The organism is Bacillus paranthracis, assembly GCF_024296885.1.
GTDB classification, from domain to species: domain Bacteria; phylum Bacillota; class Bacilli; order Bacillales; family Bacillaceae_G; genus Bacillus_A; species Bacillus_A paranthracis.
Genome location: NZ_CP101135.1, coordinates 2,040,040 through 2,063,025, shown reverse-complemented (window position 1 = coordinate 2,063,025; position 22,986 = coordinate 2,040,040). Strand labels below are relative to the sequence as shown.

Annotated in this window: 22 protein-coding genes; 10 read left to right on the top strand and 12 right to left on the bottom strand. The window is 35.9% G+C overall.

The window, feature by feature from the left end; all coding sequences use genetic code 11:
• Window positions 1-63: 63 nt before the first annotated feature.
• Genes moaD through moaA form a run of 5 tightly spaced genes read right to left on the bottom strand, consistent with a single transcriptional unit; the run spans window position 64 to window position 4,183 of the window.
• Entirely contained in the window at window positions 64-297 is a 234-nt protein-coding gene (moaD, locus tag NLJ82_RS10510; RefSeq protein ID WP_000573674.1) for a molybdopterin converting factor subunit 1, read from the bottom strand.
• Window positions 294-764, bottom strand: a complete 471-nt coding sequence (locus NLJ82_RS10505; protein ID WP_000149956.1) for a molybdenum cofactor biosynthesis protein MoaE — start codon at window positions 762-764, stop codon at window positions 294-296. Before NLJ82_RS10505 ends, moaD begins: the two co-directional genes overlap by 4 nt.
• A gap of 44 nt (window positions 765-808) precedes the next feature.
• Complete coding sequence (moeA, locus tag NLJ82_RS10500) at window positions 809-2,098, bottom strand: molybdopterin molybdotransferase MoeA (RefSeq protein WP_000890801.1); 1,290 nt, start codon at window positions 2,096-2,098, stop codon at window positions 809-811.
• 40 nt (window positions 2,099-2,138) lie between these two features.
• On the bottom strand, window positions 2,139-3,152 hold the full coding sequence (locus tag NLJ82_RS10495; protein ID WP_001158139.1) for a molybdopterin-synthase adenylyltransferase MoeB: 1,014 nt from the start codon (window positions 3,150-3,152) through the stop codon (window positions 2,139-2,141).
• A gap of 17 nt (window positions 3,153-3,169) precedes the next feature.
• Window positions 3,170-4,183: a GTP 3',8-cyclase MoaA gene (gene moaA, locus NLJ82_RS10490; protein WP_000545027.1), complete on the bottom strand. Its 1,014-nt coding sequence runs from the start codon at window positions 4,181-4,183 to the stop codon at window positions 3,170-3,172.
• A 278-nt stretch (window positions 4,184-4,461) separates the two neighbouring features.
• Between moaA and NLJ82_RS10485 the strand changes: the two genes are divergently transcribed.
• Window positions 4,462-5,154 carry a Crp/Fnr family transcriptional regulator gene (locus tag NLJ82_RS10485; protein WP_000013866.1) on the top strand — a complete coding sequence of 231 codons (693 nt, stop codon included), beginning with the start codon at window positions 4,462-4,464 and terminating at the stop codon, window positions 5,152-5,154.
• 93 nt (window positions 5,155-5,247) lie between these two features.
• Here the strand turns inward: NLJ82_RS10485 and narI are convergent, their stop codons facing one another.
• From narI to NLJ82_RS10465, 4 genes are read right to left on the bottom strand one after another with little or no spacing between them, the layout of a single operon-like run.
• A complete protein-coding gene (gene narI / locus NLJ82_RS10480; RefSeq protein WP_000969201.1) occupies window positions 5,248-5,937 on the bottom strand; it encodes a respiratory nitrate reductase subunit gamma in 690 nt (229 codons plus the stop codon).
• A 17-nt stretch (window positions 5,938-5,954) separates the two neighbouring features.
• Window positions 5,955-6,485 (bottom strand): nitrate reductase molybdenum cofactor assembly chaperone, encoded by a 531-nt coding sequence (gene narJ / locus NLJ82_RS10475; RefSeq protein ID WP_001249920.1) that lies wholly within the window; start codon window positions 6,483-6,485, stop codon window positions 5,955-5,957.
• Between the two features lie 18 nt (window positions 6,486-6,503).
• Window positions 6,504-7,979, bottom strand: coding sequence for a nitrate reductase subunit beta (narH, locus tag NLJ82_RS10470; protein ID WP_000692690.1), 1,476 nt, complete (start codon window positions 7,977-7,979; stop codon window positions 6,504-6,506).
• A complete protein-coding gene (locus tag NLJ82_RS10465; RefSeq protein ID WP_000729095.1) occupies window positions 7,969-11,652 on the bottom strand; it encodes a nitrate reductase subunit alpha in 3,684 nt (1,227 codons plus the stop codon). Before NLJ82_RS10465 ends, narH begins: the two co-directional genes overlap by 11 nt.
• 478 nt (window positions 11,653-12,130) lie before the next feature.
• Between NLJ82_RS10465 and NLJ82_RS10460 the strand changes: the two genes are divergently transcribed.
• From NLJ82_RS10460 to NLJ82_RS10440, 5 genes are all read left to right on the top strand, one after another.
• A complete protein-coding gene (locus tag NLJ82_RS10460; protein WP_000764323.1) occupies window positions 12,131-12,631 on the top strand; it encodes a hypothetical protein in 501 nt (166 codons plus the stop codon).
• Window positions 12,632-12,747: 116 nt separating this feature from the next.
• Window positions 12,748-13,089, top strand: coding sequence for a hypothetical protein (locus NLJ82_RS10455; RefSeq protein ID WP_000877041.1), 342 nt, complete (start codon window positions 12,748-12,750; stop codon window positions 13,087-13,089).
• A gap of 387 nt (window positions 13,090-13,476) precedes the next feature.
• Window positions 13,477-14,439 (top strand): AAA family ATPase, encoded by a 963-nt coding sequence (locus NLJ82_RS10450; protein WP_071742409.1) that lies wholly within the window; start codon window positions 13,477-13,479, stop codon window positions 14,437-14,439.
• Entirely contained in the window at window positions 14,439-15,653 is a 1,215-nt protein-coding gene (locus tag NLJ82_RS10445; protein ID WP_254754680.1) for a DUF58 domain-containing protein, read from the top strand. Before NLJ82_RS10450 ends, NLJ82_RS10445 begins: the two co-directional genes overlap by 1 nt.
• Window positions 15,650-17,878 (top strand): transglutaminase TgpA family protein, encoded by a 2,229-nt coding sequence (locus NLJ82_RS10440; protein WP_000209738.1) that lies wholly within the window; start codon window positions 15,650-15,652, stop codon window positions 17,876-17,878. The genes NLJ82_RS10445 and NLJ82_RS10440 overlap by 4 nt, the downstream gene beginning before the upstream one ends.
• A gap of 83 nt (window positions 17,879-17,961) precedes the next feature.
• Here NLJ82_RS10440 and bsaA read toward each other — a convergent pair whose 3' ends face one another.
• Entirely contained in the window at window positions 17,962-18,444 is a 483-nt protein-coding gene (bsaA, locus tag NLJ82_RS10435) for a glutathione peroxidase (protein WP_000158181.1), read from the bottom strand.
• A gap of 224 nt (window positions 18,445-18,668) precedes the next feature.
• Between bsaA and NLJ82_RS10430 the strand changes: the two genes are divergently transcribed.
• The 3 genes from NLJ82_RS10430 (at window position 18,669) to NLJ82_RS10420 (ending at window position 20,467) form a co-directional block, all read left to right on the top strand.
• Window positions 18,669-18,878 carry a DUF3925 family protein gene (locus NLJ82_RS10430; protein ID WP_000844978.1) on the top strand — a complete coding sequence of 70 codons (210 nt, stop codon included), beginning with the start codon at window positions 18,669-18,671 and terminating at the stop codon, window positions 18,876-18,878.
• Between the two features lie 97 nt (window positions 18,879-18,975).
• On the top strand, window positions 18,976-19,947 hold the full coding sequence (locus tag NLJ82_RS10425) for an MBL fold metallo-hydrolase (protein ID WP_000754986.1): 972 nt from the start codon (window positions 18,976-18,978) through the stop codon (window positions 19,945-19,947).
• Window positions 19,948-20,032: 85 nt separating this feature from the next.
• Entirely contained in the window at window positions 20,033-20,467 is a 435-nt protein-coding gene (locus NLJ82_RS10420) for a hypothetical protein (RefSeq protein WP_001174531.1), read from the top strand.
• Window positions 20,468-20,524: 57 nt separating this feature from the next.
• Here the strand turns inward: NLJ82_RS10420 and NLJ82_RS10415 are convergent, their stop codons facing one another.
• Complete coding sequence (locus NLJ82_RS10415; RefSeq protein WP_000050679.1) at window positions 20,525-21,205, bottom strand: DUF3600 domain-containing protein; 681 nt, start codon at window positions 21,203-21,205, stop codon at window positions 20,525-20,527.
• Window positions 21,202-21,780 carry a sigma-70 family RNA polymerase sigma factor gene (locus tag NLJ82_RS10410; RefSeq protein ID WP_000651122.1) on the bottom strand — a complete coding sequence of 193 codons (579 nt, stop codon included), beginning with the start codon at window positions 21,778-21,780 and terminating at the stop codon, window positions 21,202-21,204. Before NLJ82_RS10410 ends, NLJ82_RS10415 begins: the two co-directional genes overlap by 4 nt.
• 208 nt (window positions 21,781-21,988) lie before the next feature.
• Here NLJ82_RS10410 and NLJ82_RS10405 point away from each other — a divergent pair, with 208 nt between their 5' ends.
• Window positions 21,989-22,975 carry a quinone oxidoreductase family protein gene (locus NLJ82_RS10405; protein WP_000644046.1) on the top strand — a complete coding sequence of 329 codons (987 nt, stop codon included), beginning with the start codon at window positions 21,989-21,991 and terminating at the stop codon, window positions 22,973-22,975.
• The last annotated feature ends 11 nt before the right edge of the window (window positions 22,976-22,986 follow it).

Genomic DNA, 22,986 nt, shown 5'->3' with positions numbered 1-22,986 from the left:
ATATGTAGTTATATTCATTCCCTCCAGCCTAATCACGTTCTTACATGATTAGGCTGAAAAGAATCAACCACCACTTACTGGCGGAATCATTGCTACGACATCACCAGTTTGAATAATGTCATCCTCATTTGCGTATTCTTCATTTATCGCGACCATAATCTCGTTTGAAATTGCTACATTATATTCCTTAATCAGAACTTCCTTCAGCTTCGCGACTGTAATATTTTCACAATCTATGTGTAATGCTGGCTTACTTACTTCTTCTTGTAAATGTGCAAATAATAGTACTTCAATCAAATTCTCATCTCCTTTCCAGGCTCGCCATTACCATATGCTGTTTTCTCTAACTGATCGCCTATCCACGACTCACTATCTTCCCAAAACTCTTTTTTCCATATCGGAATAATTTGTTTTATACGTTCCATAATATATTCATTCGCCTCATAAGCAGCTTTCCGATGCGGTGTAGCAACAGCAACGACAACAGCCAAATCAGAAATTTGTAATGTACCAATGCGATGTGTAATTGCCACATATGTTCCAGGCCATTTCTCCCCTACTTCGGTACCAATTCTCTCAAGCTGTTTCTCCGCCATCGTCTTATAAGCTACATACTCTAAATAAAGCGTACGTCGGCCTTTCGTAAATTCTCTAACAGTGCCAATAAAAGTAGTAATCGCACCACACTCACGCCGAATTACTTTGTTTGTCACTTCTTCAATTGATATAGGTGTATCAATTACTTCATAATACGTATGTGTCATTTCGCACCTCTTATCTTTGTATAAATTAGCAACCTATTTTTCTATTATTTGTATGAACGAAGCGATTCTTTCCATGGCCATTCACTTCCGCTGGTTAATTCTAATAACAGTACCGAAACAGTAATTCCAGCTTTAAATCCTCTCGTTCCCCCTGGCAAAACAATAAATGCATTCGCTTCTGCAAGTGAAGAAATTGCGCTAGATTTATCTAAACCAACTGGTGTAACTTGCAATTGACCATCTACAATTTCTACTCTCCCTCTTACAAATCGAGTAAACGGATTTGCTTTCGGAAAGTCTTTTTGTAAAATTGCCTCTGCACGAAATACGTGCGAATCTTTTCTATGCAAGTATGTTCCAATGACTGGTCTAACATATAATTCACAACCGACATAACAAGCTGAAGGATTACCAGATAAACCAAATAGTAGTTTTCCTTCTACCTCAGCTACAGTTGTCACACTTCCTGGTCGCATCGCTATTTTGTTAAAAAGTACATTAGCTTGTAATCTCTCATAAATAGCAGGCAAATAGTCATAGTCTCCTACTGAAACGCCACCAGTCGTAATTAAAATATCAACTTCTTTTATCGCCTTTTTTACATTGTTATAACACGTCTCAAAATCGTCAACGAATTGTCCATAATACCGTACAACTCCGCCCGCTCGTTCAATTTGCGCAGCTATCATATAGGAGTTACTATTTCGAATCTTCCCTGGCTTTAATTGTTCATGTACTTCAAGCAGTTCACTACCCGTCGTTACAATTCCAATAATCGGCTGTTTTACAACATGTACGGAACTATAACCAAACGTAGCAAGAAGTGCTGCAACTCCAGGATTAATAACAGTCCCTTTTTTCACAAGGGTGCTATTTTGTTTTACATCTTCTCCTTTAAAAGAAATGTTATCACCGGCTGCGAAACAGCGTTTTAATGTCATATAAGTCTTTTCGTTTTCTTCAAACCCTTCCGTTATCTCCAACATCACAACCGCATTACACCCTCTCGGAATTGCGGCCCCTGTCATAATACGGACAGCTTGAAATGCTTTCACTTCTTCTGTAAAAACAACCCCTGCTCCAATTTCACCAATCACTTCAAACTGAATGGGATTACTGCTACTTGCTTCTTTTGTGTCTTCCGCTCGAATCGCAAATCCGTCGTACGGAGAGCGATCAAAATGTGGGACATCATGATCTGCAATAACATCTTCTCCAAGCGTTCTACCGTAACTTTCTATAAGAGAAACCTCTTCTGTTTCACCTTGATGAGCATATTTCATTACTCGTGCAACTGCTTCTGCCACTGGAATCGGTATACGTTTTTCTAACATTCTTTTTCACCTCGTTTTAATAAGGAGAAACTCTCTCTGTTCATCCTATATATTTTGCATATAGTCGTTTTGCCATTTTCACATCATTTGTCCCATGAACAAATGCCCTACCGTCTGTAAATAAAACGAAACGATATTCATCAATTAGAAATGATAGTAAGTACGGCGTTTTTTGGACATGTACAATTTTTTGTAATCTTTTTTTAATTTCGTTTAAATTTAGAGCTCTCTTTATTCCTGGACGGATTTGAACTGTATTCCGTCCGCATAGCACCTCCGTTTTCACCTGTGATTCAAATGTTAAACTTGGGTACGTACGTGTATTTCCGCAAGATGGACATGTACTTTTTTTCTGTTTATTTACTTTTAATGAGAGAAATTGATTGTTCCAAATATCAAATGATAACATTGTTCCTCGTAGCGTCTCGAAATCATCCACCAATATTTTCATTGCTTCTGTCACTTGGTGAGCAACAACCATCTGTACAGCTGGCTGAATAATTCCCGCTGTATCACATGTTGCACCGCCCATCGGATGATCCATTAAGCAGCGAAAACATGGTGTTTTTCCTGGAAGAATTGTGTACGTTACACCGTAACTTCCAATGCATCCACCGTATATCCAAGGTATATTTTCTTTTTGTGAAATATCATTTATAAGTAGACGCGTATCAAAGTTGTCAGTCGCATCTAATATGAGATCCACTTCTTTCGTTAACTCTTCCATTTCTTTCATTGTGACATCCGTTACAACTGGTACAATTTCCACCTCAGAATTAATCCTTCTTACATGTTCTGCCGCTGCAATTGCTTTTGGTTTGCATTGTTTTGCATCTTCTTCTGTATATAACTGTTGCCGTTGTAAATTACTCCATTCGACATAGTCACGATCGGCAATTGTCAATTTCCCAATTCCCATCCGAACGAGCGCTTCTGCATTTGCAGCTCCTAGCGCCCCCGCACCAATTAAGAGCACATGCTTTTCCCTTATTTTCCTTTGTCCCATTTCACCTATTCCAGAAAACAATACTTGTCTTGAATATCGCTCTTGCATAAGGAATCCTCCTTTCGCTATCCACCAATGTAAGACATCTCAACTTTTTGACGTTTATTTGTACTTTCCGCCGTTCTTTCATCTGAATATCGATCTGTTCTATATCGCCATGTATGTTGTAAAATTTTTAATAGTGATGCATCAGAAATATTTTCTCGAAGAAGCGATCGTAAATCCGTTCCTTTTTCTCCAAATAAGCACGTATAAAACTTGCCGTCTGCCGAAATACGGGCTCTCGTACAAGAAGAACAAAATGACTCAGATACTGAAGTAATAAATCCAACTTCGGCATCGCTTCCTACATATCGATACAATTTCGCAACTTCTCCAAAGTAACGAGGTTTAACAGGTTCAATTGGATATACACGATTAATTTTCTCTATTAATTGTTCCTTCGTAACGACTTGTTCAAAGTTCCATCCGTTCGTACTGCCTACATCCATAAACTCAATGAAACGTAACTGTATTTCTTGTTCTTTAAAATACTGAGCCATAGGAAGAATTTGACTATCATTCATCCCTTTTTTTACGACCATATTTACCTTTACTTCTAATCCAGCTTCCTTCGCTGCTTCAATTCCTTTCAGTACAGGTTTCGTACTTACATGTCTTCCATTAATTTTTTGGAAGACACAATCCTCTATTGCATCTAAACTAATATTTACACGCTTTAATCCTGCTTCTTTTAGCGCCTTAGCTTGTTTTGCTAAATGAATTCCGTTTGTTGTGAGCCCAATATCTTTTAAGCCTTCTAGCTTTGCAAGTCTTCCAATTAACTTCGGTAAGTCTTTACGCAATAAAGGTTCACCGCCAGTAAGCCTAATTTTATTAACTCCCATACTTATAAATAATCTCGCTAACCTTTCTATTTCATCAAACGTTAATAAACACTCTTCCTGTAAAAAAGCATAATCAGGTCCGAACACTTCAGCAGGCATACAATATGTGCACCTAAAATTACAACGATCAATAACTGAAATGCGTAAATCTTGAAGTGGTCGCTTTAAAGAATCTTTCATGTTCTCGTGCATCTATATCCCTTCTTTTCTGCTGCAATCCTTAGTAAGCTTTCATTTTTTTATTTGCCTTTATTATAAAAAAGAAGCTACATATTCAATGTGACTTTTCTCACATCACTTTCCCCATTCAAAAACTTTTCACAAATCCGTTCGCATTTTGTTCACATCTTCAGGCCATACTCCTTACGGTCATTGAAATTTTACATTATTTTTAAAATAGCTCTTGCATTTTCATCATATTTACACTCAAAATAGGAAATGTATTGCTTATAAGAAGAAAGGTGATTGCTGTGGCAAACAGTATGACATTATCTCAAGATTTAAAAGAATTACTTGCATCTGTTGAATATAAAATGCAGATAAAAAAAGGTAGTTTTATTTTTCAAGAAGGTATGGAGGCAACCGAACTCTATATCATCCACTCAGGAAAAGTACAAATTAGTAAACTTAGTGCTGACGGACAAGAATTAACACTTCGAATTTGTTCGGAATATGACATTATTGGAGAATTAACATTGTTCACGGATAATGCAAAATATTTATTAAACTCAAAATGTCTTGAAGATGTTGAAGTAGGTGTAATAAAGCGTGAAGCGTTAGAAAAAGCATTACTTCAAAAACCCGCTCTTGTATTTGAATTTATGAAATGGATTAGTGAACATTTAAGAAGAATGCAAACGAAGTTCCGAGATTTAGTATTACACGGCAAAAAAGGTGCCTTATATTCTACTCTCATACGAATGACAAATAGTTATGGTGTTTTAAAGGAAAATGGTATTCTCATCGATTTACCGTTAACGAATCAAGAACTTGCTAATTTCTGTGCAACTTCACGTGAAAGTGTAAATCGAATGTTAAATGAATTAAAAAAGCAAGGTACAATTTCTATTCATAAAGGAAAGATTACAATACACGATTTACAATTTTTAAAATGTGAAATTGCTTGTGAAGATTGTTCTGCTTCTGTTTGTAGTATTGATTAGCGTCTTATTTAGGTACTTATACCTATAAGGAAAGCCGAGGTCTCCAATTAGATCTCGGCTTTCCTTATAAATTACGAAACATATAAAACTAATTTATTTTTTCAATTCATTTGGAATACGTCTTCTGTAAATTACATAGCTACGGCTTACATATTTAATTGGGGCACTAAATACGTGTACCAGTCTAGTAAATGGCCATACTGCGAAAAGCCCCATTCCCGCAAGAATATGAATTTTAAACCATACAGGTACTTCCTTCATATAATCAACTTTCGGTTGAAAAACGAAGAGGCTTCGGAACCATGGACCGATCGTTGTACGATAATCAAATCCTTTTGAGTCGATATTTAAAAACGTTGAAGAAAGTCCTGCTAGCATTACGATAAGTAATAGAATAAGCGCAATATAATCTCCCTTTGTACTCGTTGCAATGATACGTTTTACCGTTACGCGGCGGTACGTTAATATAATTAAACCGATGATTGAAGCAACCCCTGCTGGAAGCCCAAAACTAATTGCTACTACATGATACATATGCTCAGAAATACCTATGGAACGGTATACAGCTTCTGGAATTAAAATCCCCATAACATGCCCGCCAATTACGAACATAATCCCAAAGTGGAATAATATACTTCCGATTCGGAGCATTTTCTTTTCTAATAGTTCACTAGATTTTGATGTCCAACCAAATTGATCATAGTTGTATCTGAAAATATGTCCACCGATAAAGATTGCAAAAATGATATAGGGAAACAATACCCATAGAAATTGATCCATCATTTTGACAACTCTCCTTTCTAATTTGTCTGTACACCCCATGTATCGATAGCAAGTAAAACAGCCGAAAGAATTGGTTCATACATACTATCTGCTTCTTTTAACTGAACGTGTAATGCTTGTATATTCTCCTTGTATTTACTCATAATTGGTTCACTGTCTTGCTCATTTGCATTTGCAAAAAACTCGAGTAATAGCGGTAAGTAATCAGGTAGTTCTTTATCTGTTACTTCAAAACCAGATTTTTTATAGTGCTGTTTTAACTCTAGTAATTCAATACCTCTTTCTCTTTGTTCACCGGTGTTCATATACGTTAAATACATATTTGTCTTCTTACCAAAATCAAATGTATATACGTAACTATCAATAAGTTGATCGTTCGTTTTATGTAGTGCTTGTTTTATAAATGTTGTAAGTGATGCTTTAACGTCTTCTTGTTCAATCGCTTCAATCTCTTCTAGTAATTCAGTTAAAGCTTCTCTCCACCCAAGTTCCGGGTAAGAGAGAAGGAATGAAGAACAAGAAAAAGCAGTTTGTAAACTTTGTCTCATAATTTTCTGCCCCTTTATTTAAGAAATTGTCATACAAGAGCCTGGACCACCTGTGAATGATAAACCACAGCTTCCTTGTTCGCTATATAAATCTGCCACTTGTTCACGGTGAGATGTCGGGATGACGAAGCGATCTTTATATTTTGCAATGGCAAGAAGACGATACATATCTTCTACATCCTGTTTCGTTAAACCAAGTTCTTTTAATACAGCTTCATTTGGTTCTTTATTAATTTGCAGTGCTCTCATATGCGTTCGCATAACAGCCATTTTTTTCAATGTAAGTCGAATGTGTGATTCATCTCCTGCAGTGAGTAGATTCGCTAAATATTGAATTGGAATACGCATATTATCGATAGCAGGGAAAATCTCTTCTGCTTGCCAGTTACTACCTTTCCCTTCCACCATATTCATAATTGGGCTAAGCGGTGGGATATACCAAACCATTGGCATTGTACGATACTCTGGGTGAAGTGGTAGAGCAATTTTCCAATCGATAATCATTTTATAGATTGGTGACTGTTGTGCCACTTTAATCCACTCTTCAGGAATGCCTTGTTTTTTCGCTTCAGCTGCTACTTCAGGATCATTTGGATCTAGGAAAACAGTAAGCTGAGATTCATATAAATCTTTTTCATTCTCAACAGAAGCCGCTTCTTTTACTTTGTCAGCGTCATATAGCATTACCCCAATATATCTGATACGTCCTACACATGTTTCCGAACAAATTGTTGGCATACCAGCTTCAATACGTGGGAAACACATTGTACATTTTTCCGCTTTATTCGTTTGCCAATTAAAGTACACTTTTTTATATGGGCAAGACGATACGCAGAATCTCCATGCACGACATGCGTTTTGATCCACAAGAACAATCCCATCTTCTTCCCGTTTATACATCGCACCAGATGGACAAGACGATACGCAAGATGGATTCATACAATGTTCGCATATGCGTGGTAAATACATCATAAAGACATTTTCAAAATCGGTTTTAATTTCTTCTTCCATTTTCTTTACGTTCGGATCTTGTAATCCTGTTATATGTCCACCAGCTAAATCATCTTCCCAGTTTGGACCCCATTCAATTTTGTCGATAAATTCGCCTGTAATTGCTGATTTCGGACGAGCAACTGGCTGATGCTTACGCTGCGGACTATTTGTTAACGTTTCATAATCATAGTTCCACGGTTCAAAGTAATCATCAATTGTTGGTTGATCTGGATTGTGGAAAATATTCATAAGGCGCTTCATTTTCGAACCGGATTTCAGCTGAATTTCACCATTTTTCAATTCCCAGCCACCTTTATATTTCTCCTGATCTTCCCATTGCTTCGGATAACCAATGCCAGGTTTCGTTTCTACGTTATTGAAATACATATATTCAGCACCTGGACGATTTGTCCAGGTGTTTTTGCACGTTACGCTACAAGTATGGCAGCCGATGCATTTATCTAGGTTCATTACCATTCCGACTTGTGCTTTAATCTTCAAGCCAATCTACCTCCTTCAGTTTGCGAATTACAACGTTTAAATCGCGCTGGTTCCCAGTTGGACCATAATAGTTAAATCCATAACTTAATTGACCGTATCCACCAATCATATGTGTCGGTTTTACGTGAATTCGAGTTGGACTATTATGCGTTCCCCCGCGATTACTTGTTAATTTCGTTCCAGGTACGTTAATGTGGCGATCTTGCGCATGGTGCATAAACGCCATTCCTCTCGGTATACGGTGCGTTACAACTGCACGTGCTACAACAACACCGTTACGGTTAAAGCACTCAATCCAATCATTATCTGCAACACCAGCTTCTTCAGCATCTTCTTTATTCATCCAAACAGTTGGACCACCTCTAAATAGCGTTAACATCGGTAATGAATCAAAGTACATACTATGAATGGACCACTTATTATGCGGTGTTAAATAGTTTAGTGTAATCTCTTTCCCTTCTACTTCAGGTCGTGATTTACGGAACGGTTTATGTTGCAGAATTGGTTTAAATGTTGCCATCGTTTCACCAAATTCTTTCATCATGTCATGATCTAAATAGAAAGATTGTCGTCCAGTGATTGTTCTCCAAGGGATGAGACGTTCTACATTTGTTGTAAATGGTGAGTAACGGCGCCCACCTTTTTCAGAACCTGTAAAGGCTGGAGAAGTAATTACTGTTTTTGGCTGCGCTGTAATTTGTTCAAATGTGAAGCATTCTTCTTCACGTTCTTCTGCTAAATCACGTAATTTTAAATCTGTTTGTTTTTCAAGTGCTTCCCATGCTTTTACAGCCATATGACCATTTGTTGTAGAAGAAAGCGTTAATACCGCTTCAGCAGCATTGATTGCTTCTTTTATGTCTGGACAACCTTTCGCAATAGAATCTGTTCGAACAACTCCTAATCGGCTTTTTAATTGCTCATACTCTTTTTCTGCCGACCAAGAAATTCCTTTCGTACCAATCGGTTGTTTCCCGGCATTTGGTCCAAGTGCCGTCATTTTGTCATAAATCGTTTTATAATTCCTTTCGACAACATGAATTTGCGGCATCGTTTTACCTGGTATTGGTTCACACTCTCCTTTGCTCCAATCTTTAATCTTACCAAGTGGTTGTGCTAATTCTTGCGGTGTATCGTGAAGAAGTGGTGTTGCCACAACTTCTTTCATTGGGTCAAGATCAATTTTCTCTGCTAAATCTGACACAGCTTTAGAAAGTGAAGTGAAAATATCCCAGTCAGAACGTGCTTCCCATGGTGAACCGATTGCTGGATTAAACGGATGAACAAATGGATGCATATCTGTACTGCTTAAATCGTGTTTTTCGTACCAAGTTGAAGCTGGTAAGACGATATCAGAATAAAGTGCTGTTCCAGCCATACGGAAATCTAAATTAATAAGTAGATCAAGCTTCCCTTCTGGTGCATCCTCATGCCACTTAATTTCTTCTGGTCGTAACGAATCACTATCGTCATTCATTAATCCATTTGTTGTACCTAATAAATGTTTTAAGAAATATTCGTGCCCTTTACCGGAACTTGAAATTAAGTTCGCACGCCATACGAATAAGTTGCGCGGGAAGTTATTTTTGTTATCTGGATCTTCAATCGCAAATTTTAGTTCTTTTTCTTTTAATTTTTGTGCAACATATTTTCCGATTTCTTCTTGTGTTGTTGCACCAGCAGCAACAGCTTCTTTATATAGTTCAATTCCATTTTTCTCGAATGTCGGATACGAAGGTAACCAGCCAAGTCGTGCCGCTAATACGTTGTAATCACCGTGATGTTGATAACGAGAGTTGCCTTCGACTGGTGATGCTAAATGTCCAACTGGTGTATCTTCATAACGCCATTGATCTGTTACGAAATAGAAGAAAGATGTACCATTTTGTAATTTCGGTGGCCCTTGCCAATCTTTTGCCATCGCAATTGTTTGCCATCCTTCTGCTGGTCGCAATTTTTCTTGCCCAACGTAATGCGCCCAGCCACCGCCGTTTACACCTTGCGCTCCGACAAGAAGAACAAGATTTAAAACTGCGCGATAAATTGTATCAGAGTTAAACCAATGGTTAATACCAGCTCCAACAATAATCATTGAGCGACCGTTCGTATCAACAGCATTTTGCGCGAACTCACGAGCGATTTGAATGATTAGATCTCGTTTCACTCCCGTCATTTTCTCTTGCCATGCAGGTGTAAACGGCACGTCATCATTGAAGTCTTTCGGCTCTTGTCCACCAAGCCCTCGGTTCACACCGTAATTTGCTAACGTTAAGTCATATACAGTAGTAACGAACACTTCGCCCTCTTCTGTCATAACCTTTTTCACTGGAATTGTACGTTCTAATACTTTGTTTCCATTATCAGAGAAGTACGGGATTTGTACAGTTCCAACATGATCTTCCATTCCAAGTACAGAAAGACGTGGATCAATCTTTTCGCCTGTTTCTTCATCTTCTAAACGTAAATTCCATTTCTTTTCGTTATCCCAACGTGACCCCATTGTGCCATGAGGTGTTGCAAAATCATTCGTGTTCTCGTTCCAAAGTACAGGTTTCCATTCTCCTAACTTTGTTTCGCGTCCAATATCAGAAGCATTTAAGAATCGATCCGCAACGAATTGGTCTCCTTTTTGTTTCAATGTAACGAAGAAAGGAAAATCAGTATATTGCTTCGCATACTTTGTGAAGTATTCCACTTGATTATCTACGTAAAATTCTTGTAAGATCACGTGCCCCATTGCCATCGCAAGTGCACCGTCTGTACCTTGTTTCACACTAATCCAATCATCCGCAAACTTTGTTGACTCAGCAAAATCAGGACTGACAGAAACGACTTTCGTTCCTTTATATCGAACCTCCGCTAAAAAGTGTGCGTCTGGTGTTCTTGTCATCGGTACATTTGAACCCCATGTCATAATGTAACCAGAGTTATACCAGTCACTACTTTCTGGTACATCTGTTTGATCACCCCAAATTTGCGGAGAAGCTGGTGGTAAATCTGCGTACCAATCATAGAAACTAAGCATCGGTCCACCCATAAGTTGCATAAAACGGCTACCTGCAGCATGACTTAACATCGACATAGCTGGAATTGGTGAAAAGCCAACATTTCGGTCTGGACCGTATTTCATTACTGTATATAATAATGAAGCTGAAACGAGTTGTAACACTTCATCCCAATTCGCACGAACGAATCCCCCTTTACCACGTGCCTGCTTATACTTGCGTGCTTTTTCAGGGTTTTCCACAATACTTTTCCAAGCATCTAATGGTGACTCATTATTTTGTAATTCCTCTTGCCACATACTCCAAAGAACACCACGTACATACGGATATTTCACACGAAGTGGACTATAAATGTACCAAGAAAAACTCGCTCCACGTGGACATCCTCGTGGTTCAAAGTCAGGCATATCTGGACCTGTTGTTGGATAGTTAAGCTCCTGTCCTTCCCAAGTTACAATTCCATCTTTCACATAAATGTTCCAACTACATGAACCAGTACAGTTCACACCATGTGTAGAACGAATTACTTTATCATGCTGCCAACGCTTTCTGTACACATTTTCCCATTCACGATCTTCATATGTTTCTTGTGTATGATTATCGTTATAACGATCTATTGGTGAAAAATATTTTAAACGTCTCATTAGTGCTGAAGGTTTCTTCTTCATACTGTTCACTCCTTTAATACGTCTCTCTTACATACCCTTACTATAAGAGAGGTTGTAAAATACAGATGTGACATTTCGCACAGTTCAAGAGATTGTCAAAAATTCCGAAAAAAATATAAAAAGGTGAAAATCTAATCATTGTGGAGGGCTCACATCCTTCACTGACTGTTAAGTTACTTCCTTGCTTCTAGCAAAGTTTAAGATGAAGTACAGATAATAATGAGCTTGTAAAAAAATTTCTTATATAATAGAGGAAGTAATTTGGGAGTAGTTAAATTTGATATACCTAAATCGTTAGATGAGTTAATAAATGAAAATACAATACTTTAAATTCACCATATCAAGGGCAACTATCCTGAAAATAGTTGAACAAAAAACGCCAGGAAATCCATATGAATTGTCAGCAACTTGGATTGAATCAATAGAAGAATACACCAAGAATGTCAGGATTTTAAGATAATAATAAAAGGAGTATATTATGAAATTAGAACCGCTTTATGCAGAAAACATTATCGTAGCCGTCATATATAAAAATGAGTTTAGATGGTATGTAACAGATAAAGAACTATGGTTTTTAGATTATAATAAATTAGATAATGCATATAAAAATTTAGGTATAAGCATTGAAGATAATGACGAAACAGAAGAAAGAAATGGAATAAAAGTATTAGATCATGAAAATGTAGAAGTATTTTTAGTAAGGATTAATAAATATAAAACAACTAAAGAAGAATTAAATTATTTACTACTTGAAAATATTAAAAGGAAAAATGCAGGAGAAGATCTATTAGATTTTAGTCCAATCTTATTAATTAACTTTGATAATAAAATACTATATTCAATGTTTCCAGAACCGGCATCATATGAAAACTATGTACCAAAAGATTGGAGTGGTACATATGAAGATTTCACTGAATTCATACCTACATCAGAGAAATATTGGATAGATAAGTTTAATAATAATTTACTTTTACTATAATTTAAGTAGGAAAATAGAGATGATAGTATAAGAATTTATTACCTTAATAGAGCTTATGAGATTAATAGAGAAGTAAATAGAGTCACTAAAGCCAGAAATAAAGGAGTAAAATAGTCATGAAATATCCATATAGTTTTGAAGTGCTTAACAGTAGTGATTTAGTTATGAGACTTCCTCAAGAAATTAAACTTGTTGAAACTTTTTTAGGAATTGAAGTTACATCTTTTGGAGATTGGATTTTAGAAGAAATACATAATGTTTTAAACGGAGAAAAAAATTATGTAGTAGTAAATGGCAACATTTGCAGTTTAGAAATTCGGAACGACACAACTACTGTGTTAGACAATTTAGCCGAAGATGGTAAAGGAGAATATTGTGAGATTGAAACAATGGAATTGGTAGAATTAATTCATATTTGGTTAAATAAACGAAAAGAATATAAGAAAGATAAAAAATAAAGGAGTGTAATAATTTAAATAACTGGCCTCTTCATGAGAAGTCGACTTTATTTTTTATTCACAAAGGGGTATTAATATATGTTCCAAACTATACGCGTAGGGTTTCCTACGCTATTTATTTTGCTCATTGAGGTCAATCTTTCCTTCCCCTCTTCTACTTTTACCGACGATACTATTCTATATCAAGATATATTTCACATAAAAAGAGAAATCATTATTTACCATATTGCCCTTAGTTACTGAAACAATTATACTAGATGTAATCAGAATAAATAATCTGAATATTCTTAGAATTAAAGGTAATAGTTTTATACTCGCACATAGAGAGGTACGTTCTATTTTCCACTAAATAGATTAGAAAACGATAATAACATTAGGAGGATTACGATGCACCAACTTGATTCATTACATCCCATTATAGAAAAAATAATGAACAATATTGAAAAAATAATGGTCGGAAAAAGAAAAGAAACGATTTTAGCTTTGACAGCTCTCTTAGCTGAAGGTCATGTACTATTAGAAGATGTTCCTGGCGTTGGGAAAACAATGTTAGTACGCGCTCTTTCTAAATCTATTGATGCTGATTACAAGCGAATTCAATTCACACCTGATTTACTACCGTCAGATGTAACAGGTGTTTCTATTTACAATCCGAAAGAGCTCCAATTCGAGTTCAAGCCTGGACCAATCATGGGGAATTTTATACTTGCTGATGAAATTAATCGTACATCTCCCAAAACACAATCTGCCTTACTTGAAAGTATGGAAGAAGGCAATATTACAATAGATGGTATGACAAGACCGTTACCAAAACCATTCTTTGTAATGGCTACACAAAATCCAGTCGAATATGAGGGAACATATCCTTTACCAGAAGCCCAGCTCGATCGTTTCTTATTGAAGCTAAAAATGGGATATCCTTCACCAGAAGAAGAATTTGAAGTTTTAAACCGGATGGAAAAAACAAATCCCCTCTCCCTTTTACAAGCTATTACTACAATAGAAGAATTACTTTATTTGCAACAAAGCGCACGGGAAATAAGCATGGACAAAGCAATCAAGCATTACATTGTAAAGCTTGTTAGTCAAACTCGCTCTTATAGTTCTATACAACTAGGTGCAAGTCCACGTGGCTCGATTGCTTTAATGAAAGCTTCACAAGCTTATGCATTCATCCATGGCAGAAATTATGTTATTCCAGACGATGTTAAATTTTTAGCTCCTTACGTGTTAGCTCACAGACTCATTCTAAAAATGGAAGCAAAATTTGAAGGAATAACAGGGGAACAAGTTATTTCAAAAATCGTTGCGCGAACTACCGTGCCGACTCAAAGGAAGATGAACCTTTGATGAAACGCATGCTACGAGCACTATATCACGTTTTGAAGTTATTACTAATCCCTTTATGCCTAGTGTTAACATTTGTGTACGCTATGCTTCAAGGAGGATTTGTAAGTTGGTTTTTATTTTACAGTATGGTTCCTATTGGCCTTTATTCACTATTATTCCCCTTCTACGCTTTACGGGGTGCTGAAGTAAAAAGAATAACAAATCAAAACGATTATGTAGCAGGAGAACGATTTGTAAGCACGATTACAATAAAAAGAAAATTTCCTTTCCCCTTACTTTATTTAGTTATAGAAGATGAACTGCCACCACACCTTACAAGTTGTAGACAAACAAAGATGAATAAAACAATACTCTTTCCAGGATTAAAACGAAATTTTTCGTTTCAATATGCAATTGACACAATCCCTAGAGGAGAGCACACTTTTTCAAGCGTACGCGTCAAAACTGGTGATCTATTCGGTATGATGGAGAAAGAAGTAACTTTTTCAGTTCCGGATACATTTTTAGTCTATCCTCAGTATGTAGATATAACGTATCAGCAATTGGAAAACCATTTCGAGCAAGGAGCGCTCTCAGCAAATATAAATTTCACAAAAGACTCTACCATTTCTGTCGGTGTGAGAGACTATAAACCTGGTGACCGCTTTTCATGGATTGATTGGAAAGCAACTGCAAGAACAAACAACATTATGACGAAAGAGTTTGAACAACAGCGCAGCCATAATATTATGATATTCATAGACAGAACTGAGTCTCCTCTATTCGAATCAGTCGTCACATTTACTGCCTCTATTGTCAGGGCTGTATTGAAGCAAAATTCACCAGCGTCATTTGTGTCTGTCGGAAAAGAACGAACTTTTTTCCCTTTAGACAATGGGGATAGTCAGTTGCAGCAACTCTTTTGTCATTTAGCGAAAGTACAAGCGGACAGTGTATTCCCGCTCTCCCGGAGTGTAGAAATGGAATTAAGAAAAGTTTATGAGCCCGTAACAATTATACTCGTGACAAGCGATCTTTCTCCCGATATTCAAAAGGCAGCTGACTATGCCGCTATACAAAATAGAAAATTACTAGTTTTTGTCGTGAAAGAAAAACCGAATCAGCTCTCACATCGAGAACTAAATATATTAGAAACTCTACAAAAACGAAAAATATTTGTAAATGTAGTTTATGGAAACCAGTATACAAACGTGTTTTTTGAGGTGAGCAAATGACAACATTACAAACAAAATACAAATGGGATATGAGCAGATTCTTCATGCATGCATGTGCATTTCTGCTTTTACTAGAATGGATACGACCCCTTTTAGGTATTACAAACGTAGGTAGATTAGATATTTTTGTAATATTTATAGGAATTTGCTTCACACTCTCTTTTTTTCAAACAAAGTGGCAGATTCCGATAAAGATCGTGACAATTTTATTCATCATTCATCTCCTATATTATAAAAATATTTTTATAAATCCATCTTGGCTAACGAAATTTTTTACTGATATTTCTCGAAATTCCTCCTTGTTATTCCAGGGGAATTTGCTAGATATTTCTCCAGTTTTTCCAACCGTTTTATTTTTTCTATCATTTTGGTTTTTGAGTGCTTTCATCTCTTTTTGGTTGATTCATAAAAAGCGTGGATTGTTATTTCTTATATTGACTATTATTTATATCACAATTTTTCATAACTTACATTTATACAATGCAAACTACGCTATTATTCGTACTGTTGTCATCGGCTTTTTTATGCTTAGTCTTCTTCGCATAGAACGAATAAAAGAGAGTGAACACTTACAAAATTATGCTAGAGAAATCTCAAAATTACTTAAACCTCTTTCAGTATTTATTGTATTGTCAGCAACCATCGCATACTTTGCTCCAAAATTTGGCCCTCAATGGCCAAACCCAATGGATTTTTTAAAATTCAACACATCCGAAGTAAGTAAAAAACAAGAAGTTTCTAAAATTGGCTATGGTTTAGATGACTCAAAATTAGGCGGTCCTTTTACGGCAGATCCTACAATTGTTTTCACAGCACAAACGCAAAACAAACAATATTGGAGAGTAGAAACGAAAGATTTTTATACAGGAAAAGGCTGGGAAGTTTCTGAAAAGCAAAAAAAGGTTACTTTTAAAAATAATAACGACGTCGTAAGTTGGTACGAACAAAATACAAAAACAGAGACAACTAAGGCAACAATCACCATGCAAAAAAGGTATCCTCACCTTACCTATCCAGCAGGATTAATATCAGTTGAGGCTTCTTCTGATATATCATACAGCGTTGACCCATTTTCAGAAAAAATCTATACGATGGACGGAGACTCTTCCACTACTTTACATTCATATAAAGTAACATATGAGGTCCCGGAGTTTTCCATAGAAAACTTGAAAGCTGTAAAAACGAATGAAGGTCAAGAAACAAATCCTTATTTCATGACAAAGTACACGCAACTTCCCAAATCATTACCGCAGCGAGTAAGAGACTTAGCTGTAAGTCTAACAAAGGATAAAGACACCCGATACGATAAAGTATTAGCTATTGAAAACTATTTCACCGACTATTCTTTTATATATGAAACAACGAATGTCTCATTCCCTGCCCAAAACCAAGATTATGTAGATCAATTTCTTTTCGATACAAAAAGTGGCTACTGTAATAATTTCTCGACATCTATGATCGTGTTACTTCGTTCTGCTGGAATTCCCGCTCGCTGGGTAAAAGGTTATACAGAAGGAACTCTTGATAATACGCTTGTGGGTGCTGAAGGTGAGGATGTTTATAAAATCGCGAACGATAACGCACATTCTTGGGTCGAAGTATACTTCCCTGGATACGGATGGATTCCATTTGAACCGACAAAAGGATTTACGAATCCCTATAATTTCACAAATAACACTCCTGCTCCTACTTTACAAAATAACGAAGTATATAATTCTAATAATGAACCAATACAACAACGAAACAATGAAGCAAAGCTCAAAAGTTTAATAGAAGATACAGAAGAAGCTTCTACTAAAAAGATTCCAAATTCTAAAAATGGATTTTCTTGGTGGTACGTATTCCTCTCTACAATACCGATTAGTATTATAGGATACATTCTATTCATCACTAGAATGAAATGGATTACGCTTTTTATCATTCATTTCTATAAATATCGAAAAGATGATGCCGTTTATACAAAAGCTTACGATTCTCTCCTAAAACAATTTGCGCGAATTGGTATACGACGAGATGAGAGTCAAACATTCCGAGAATATGCTCTCCATGTTGATACACTTTACAACTCGGCCGATATGCAACAACTTACTTTCAGTTATGAGAATGCTATGTATCAAAAAGGACAAGCCGCAGCAGAATGGAAAAAATCCGTACACTTATGGGAAGTGCTTATGAAAAAAGCTGCTTCTCCACCTAAATCAAATGACTTCCATTCAGCGATTTAATATTGACAATGTGAATGTAAATAAAATGCCTCAAAGAACAAAATAGTTCTTTAAGGCATTTTTTAATAAAGTGAAACTCCTAGTTATTCGCCAAGTACCTTCTCAATCTCAACCTCTAAATCCACCGGCTTCGTCTGCGGAGCAAAACGCCCTACTACTTTCCCGTCTTTTCCAATTAAAAACTTAGTAAAGTTCCATTTCACTGCTTTCATACCGAGTAAACCTGGTGCTTGTTCTGTCATGTATGTATACAGAGGATGAGCCTTATCACCTTTTACATCAATCTTTGCAAACATTGGGAAGTTTACGCCGTAGTTTAATTCACAAAAACTTGTAATATCTGCTTCTGTACCTGGTTCTTGTCCTCCGAATTGGTTACATGGGAAACCGAGTATTTCTAGCCCTTGTTCTTTATATTTATCATATACTTCTTGTAATCCTTTATATTGCGGTGTAAACCCGCATTTACTAGCTACATTTACAATAAGAAGTGCTTTTCCTTCGTAATCTTTTAACGATTTTTCTTCACCTGTAATTGTTTTAGCTGAAAAATCATAAATTGTCATTGTTCCTGCCCCTCTCTACACTATCATTCTATGTTTATACTATACTACATTCGTGAATATACGGCTCTTATTACGTATTTACACGCTAAAATGATAGCGCTTTATTTATATTTAAAAATTCGACACAATCTACTAGACTTTTATGATGGAAAGTTTTACAATTAAATTGTGAACAAAATGTGACAGTTTATATTCTATTATTATAGAAAAGGATGGTGTTCAATATGAAAACTGCACAACATGAAACGATTTCAAATCGCGAGTTTTATTTCGTACTATATATGATGTTATTGTATGTGATTGGCTGGGTAATCGATGTAAATGGTTTATTTTTAAGCTCCTACTTTAATTTAGCGGGAGAGATTATGCTTCCATTAGTTGGCGGCATTGTTGGACTATTCGTTATGTCTATTAATAAACAACAAAGACAATAAGAACATTACAAAAAGGCAGAAGACGAAACTTTCGTTTTCTGCCTTTTTGTATTTTTAGCTTATAATAGTTACATACCGTATATAAGGAGTGGTAAAGATGAAAAAAGTAGAACAATTATCTTCTCACCTATATCTGATTGATGATTTTGATTTACAACATAATGAACGAACTGGTACGTACGTTTTATTAGGTGATGATATTACTTTAATTGAAACTTGTGCAGCCCCTTCTCTTCCGTATATTTTAGACGGCTTACAACAATTACATATTGATTTAAACGAAGTTAAAAACATTATCGTTACACATGTTCATTTAGATCACGCCGGTGCTGCTGGTTTAATGATGGAAAAATGCCCAAATGCTACTTTATATGTGCATTCTCGCGGTGCTCGTCATATGATTGACCCAACAAAACTCATTTTAGGTGCAAAAGCTGTGTACAAAGAAGATTTCGATAAACTTTTTGATCCAATTCTTCCAATTGAAGAAGAACGTGTTCATATTGTACAACATGGTGATACGTTACAAATTGCAGAAGACCGCATCCTTACATTTTATGATACACCGGGACATGCAAAGCACCATATTAGCATTCACGATTCATTAACAAACGGCATTTTTACTGGCGATACAATTGGAATTTATTATAGAGAACTCGCAGACCTTGGTGTAGAACTGTATCTACCATCAACGTCCCCTTCACAATTCCAACCAGATGCGATGATTGCTTCTAAAAATCATATTCAAAGTATGAATGTAGATACTATTTATTTCGGCCATTACGGCGCATCATCCAATGTTACAGAAGTATATAAGCAACTAGAACATTGGTTACCTATTTTCGTTCATACTGGTAAAGAGGTCTTTGAAAAATATAATGATTTCGATGAGGCTACTAAAGCTTTGCAAACTGTATTAATAGATAAGGTCTCTTCTCACCTTACAAAGTTAAACGTTCCATCAGATCATTCCGTTTATAACATTTTACATCTAGATATAGAAATTAGTGCGATGGGCATTATAGATTATTTCACGAAGCAAGAAAAAGCAAACACCACTATTAAATAACCGTAAAAGAAGAGATATACAACAGTAGTTATTGTATATCTCTTCTTTTTTTGAATATATTTTGAGTAAAGGATGGTGGAATATAATGCAAAAAGTGATGCTATACCTCTGCTTTACATTATTTATCGTCTTATTATTATTTGTCGGAGTGAAAATTCAATTTTATTTAGATACAGACGCGCAAGTGAACTTTAACGTTTATCCAAGATTATTCTACTTTACACTCTTCCCTCTTATAGTCGGCATTTTATTACGATTCCTTCAATCTATTAATCGTGAAACAAGTAAACAAAACTGGCGCTTTCAACCGGATAAATTTATCGCCATTACTGTGCCTACACTATTCATTTCCTTTTCTCCAGCTCTACTCTTTTCACCAGTTGGTGCGTACCTACCTTATATAACTAATATTATTCTTATCAATACAACTTTTGTTACGATAATTAGTTTAATAGCTGGTTATTCCCTTTTAGATTGTTTTATACAAAAAGATACTGCAAATATGAAAAAATATAATTGAATACTCTATTTTATTTCAATAAAAAGGCTCTAAGCGAAAGCTTTGAGCTTTTTTTAATTATCTCACCTTTTCGTCTACATACTCCATAAACTGCTCCGCTTTCATAAACCTTTCTTTGTACGCCTCAGGTACTTCTTCTAGTTTTATTGCACCAGTTGATTTTGTCTTCACTCGTACGATTTCATGTGTCATTAAAGCTTCCATATAGCGATCAAACTCTTCTTGCGTTAATACTTCTCTACTTGATTTATGACCATTTAATTTATCAAAGTATGGTTGAAGGCCCATACTTACCTTTTTCATTTCTTCTCTTTTTGCTGGCGATAATGCATCATAATCAATATTGCCGTTCGAATCTCCGTACGCAAGCTTTGCATTTGTTAATTTCTTTAGTTCTTTTGTAAACACTTCATATTCTTTTGTACCCATTTCATCTTTCGCTTCTGATAACTTTGCACTAAAACGCATATACGCCTCTAATGTCATTGTTCCAGCGTGTTTTTTTAGGTTTTCAAAAGACCCGTATATACCATCTGCCATAATAGATTGATATGCAAAACCAGTTGTCGGGATTAAAAACGCTGCTGCAAGTACTCCTGCGATAAGGCGTTTCTTCTTCTTACTTCCCCCACGCTTCATTTTTATTTGAACGATTACTTTTTCTTTCAACTCCGGCGGCGCAACAATCCCCTTCGCTTCTTCTTGTATAGATTCTCGAACTCTACAATCTAAACTCATTTCACATTCCCTACCTCTCCTAAAAAGATTTCTTCTACTTGCTCTTTTTGACGTAGTTTCTTTAAGGCTGAATGAATTCTAGATTTCACAGTACCAATTGGAATATGTAATATTTCTGCTACTTCTTCTTGTGAGTAGTCGTGCAAGTATCTTAAAATAATAACTTGTTTCAATTTATACGGTAATTTATGAATAAGTTCGATTAGCTTTTGATTTGATATTTTACTTACAACATCGTTAGAAAAATCAATTTGTACCGGTTTTCTCTGCTCTTCTGCTTTTTTTATAATTCGTAGTCGCATCCACCTCTTTCTTCTATAAGAGTGAATTTGTTTAATTACAAGTCCAATTAGCCAAGGACGAAATGGCTTCTCGCTATCATACTTACGAAGCGATTCATATAGCTGTATGTATATTTCTTGAACGACATCATCTACATCCGTTTTATCATCTATTAAAAAATGTGCTGTTTTATATACTTCTTGAATCGTTACATCATACAATTCGCTATACGCTTCTTTATTTCCCGATAAAGTTAATTGGATTAAATCTGTATACACTGTTTCATCCTTCATATACCATCCCTCCTTTGTCTTACACTATATATTGGCAAGTAATCCATATTTCGTTCGATTTTTTCAAAAAAATTTTTTATATAGATTAATATAATGATTCAATATGTTCATAAGCTCCACTTATAATCACGCATAACTATTATATAATTTTCCAATTTCTAATGAAGACTTAAAATGATTTATATAGTCAAATTTAGGAGGATATATAATGAAAGCTATCATTTTAACGTCGTTCGGTGGTCCTGAAGTGATGAAATATACAGATGTGGATATTCCAGCTATTTCAAAAGATCAAGTTTTAATTCGTGTTGTTGCTACAAGTGTTAATTTTGCTGACATTAAATCACGTTATGGCAAAAAAGGAAATAAATCACTACCTTTTATTCCAGGGATAGATGCCGCTGGTATTGTAGAACGTGTCGGCTCTCATGTGAAAAATATTCACCCTGGCCAACGTGTCATTGCTTTTCCTCAAAATGGATCTTACGCAGAATACGTTGTTGCAAATGAAAACCTTACTTTTGTTTTACCTGATGAAGTCGATTTTCAAACTGCAGCTGCTTGTCCGATTGTATCTTTTACAAGCTATAATTTACTCGCAAATGTTGCAAGGCTTCAACAAGGCGAATCAGTACTCATTCATGCGGCTGCTGGCGGAATTGGCACTACTGCTATTCAACTTGCAAAACTATTAGGGGCTGGAAAAGTTATCGGTACTGTCGGAAGTGAAGCAAAAAAAGAAATTGCTTTAGATGCTGGGGCTGATTATGTATTTTGTCATCAAGATGAAGATTTTGTAGAGAAAGTCAATGAGCTAACATATGGAGAAGGAGTGAATATCATTTTGGACTCTATTTCTGGATCTGTTTCGGAAAGAAGTTTAAAATGTCTTGCTTATTACGGCCGCCTCATTCATTTCGGTAATGCAAGTGGTGAAATTGGCAATTTCCAAACGAAAGATTTACATGCCAGTTGCCGCTCTATACTCGGTTTTAGCTTTGGAACTACACGAAAAAAACGGCCTGAACTACTCCAAGAAACTGCAAATGAAGTTTTCCGTTATTTGCGTGACGGACGTTTGCAAATCAAGGCTACGAAATCTTTTCCACTTCAAGATGCAGGGAAAGCACATGAATGGGTCGAAAGTAGAAAAAGTACAGGGAAAGTAATACTAACTGTTCAGTCCTCCTCCTGAAATGAATACTT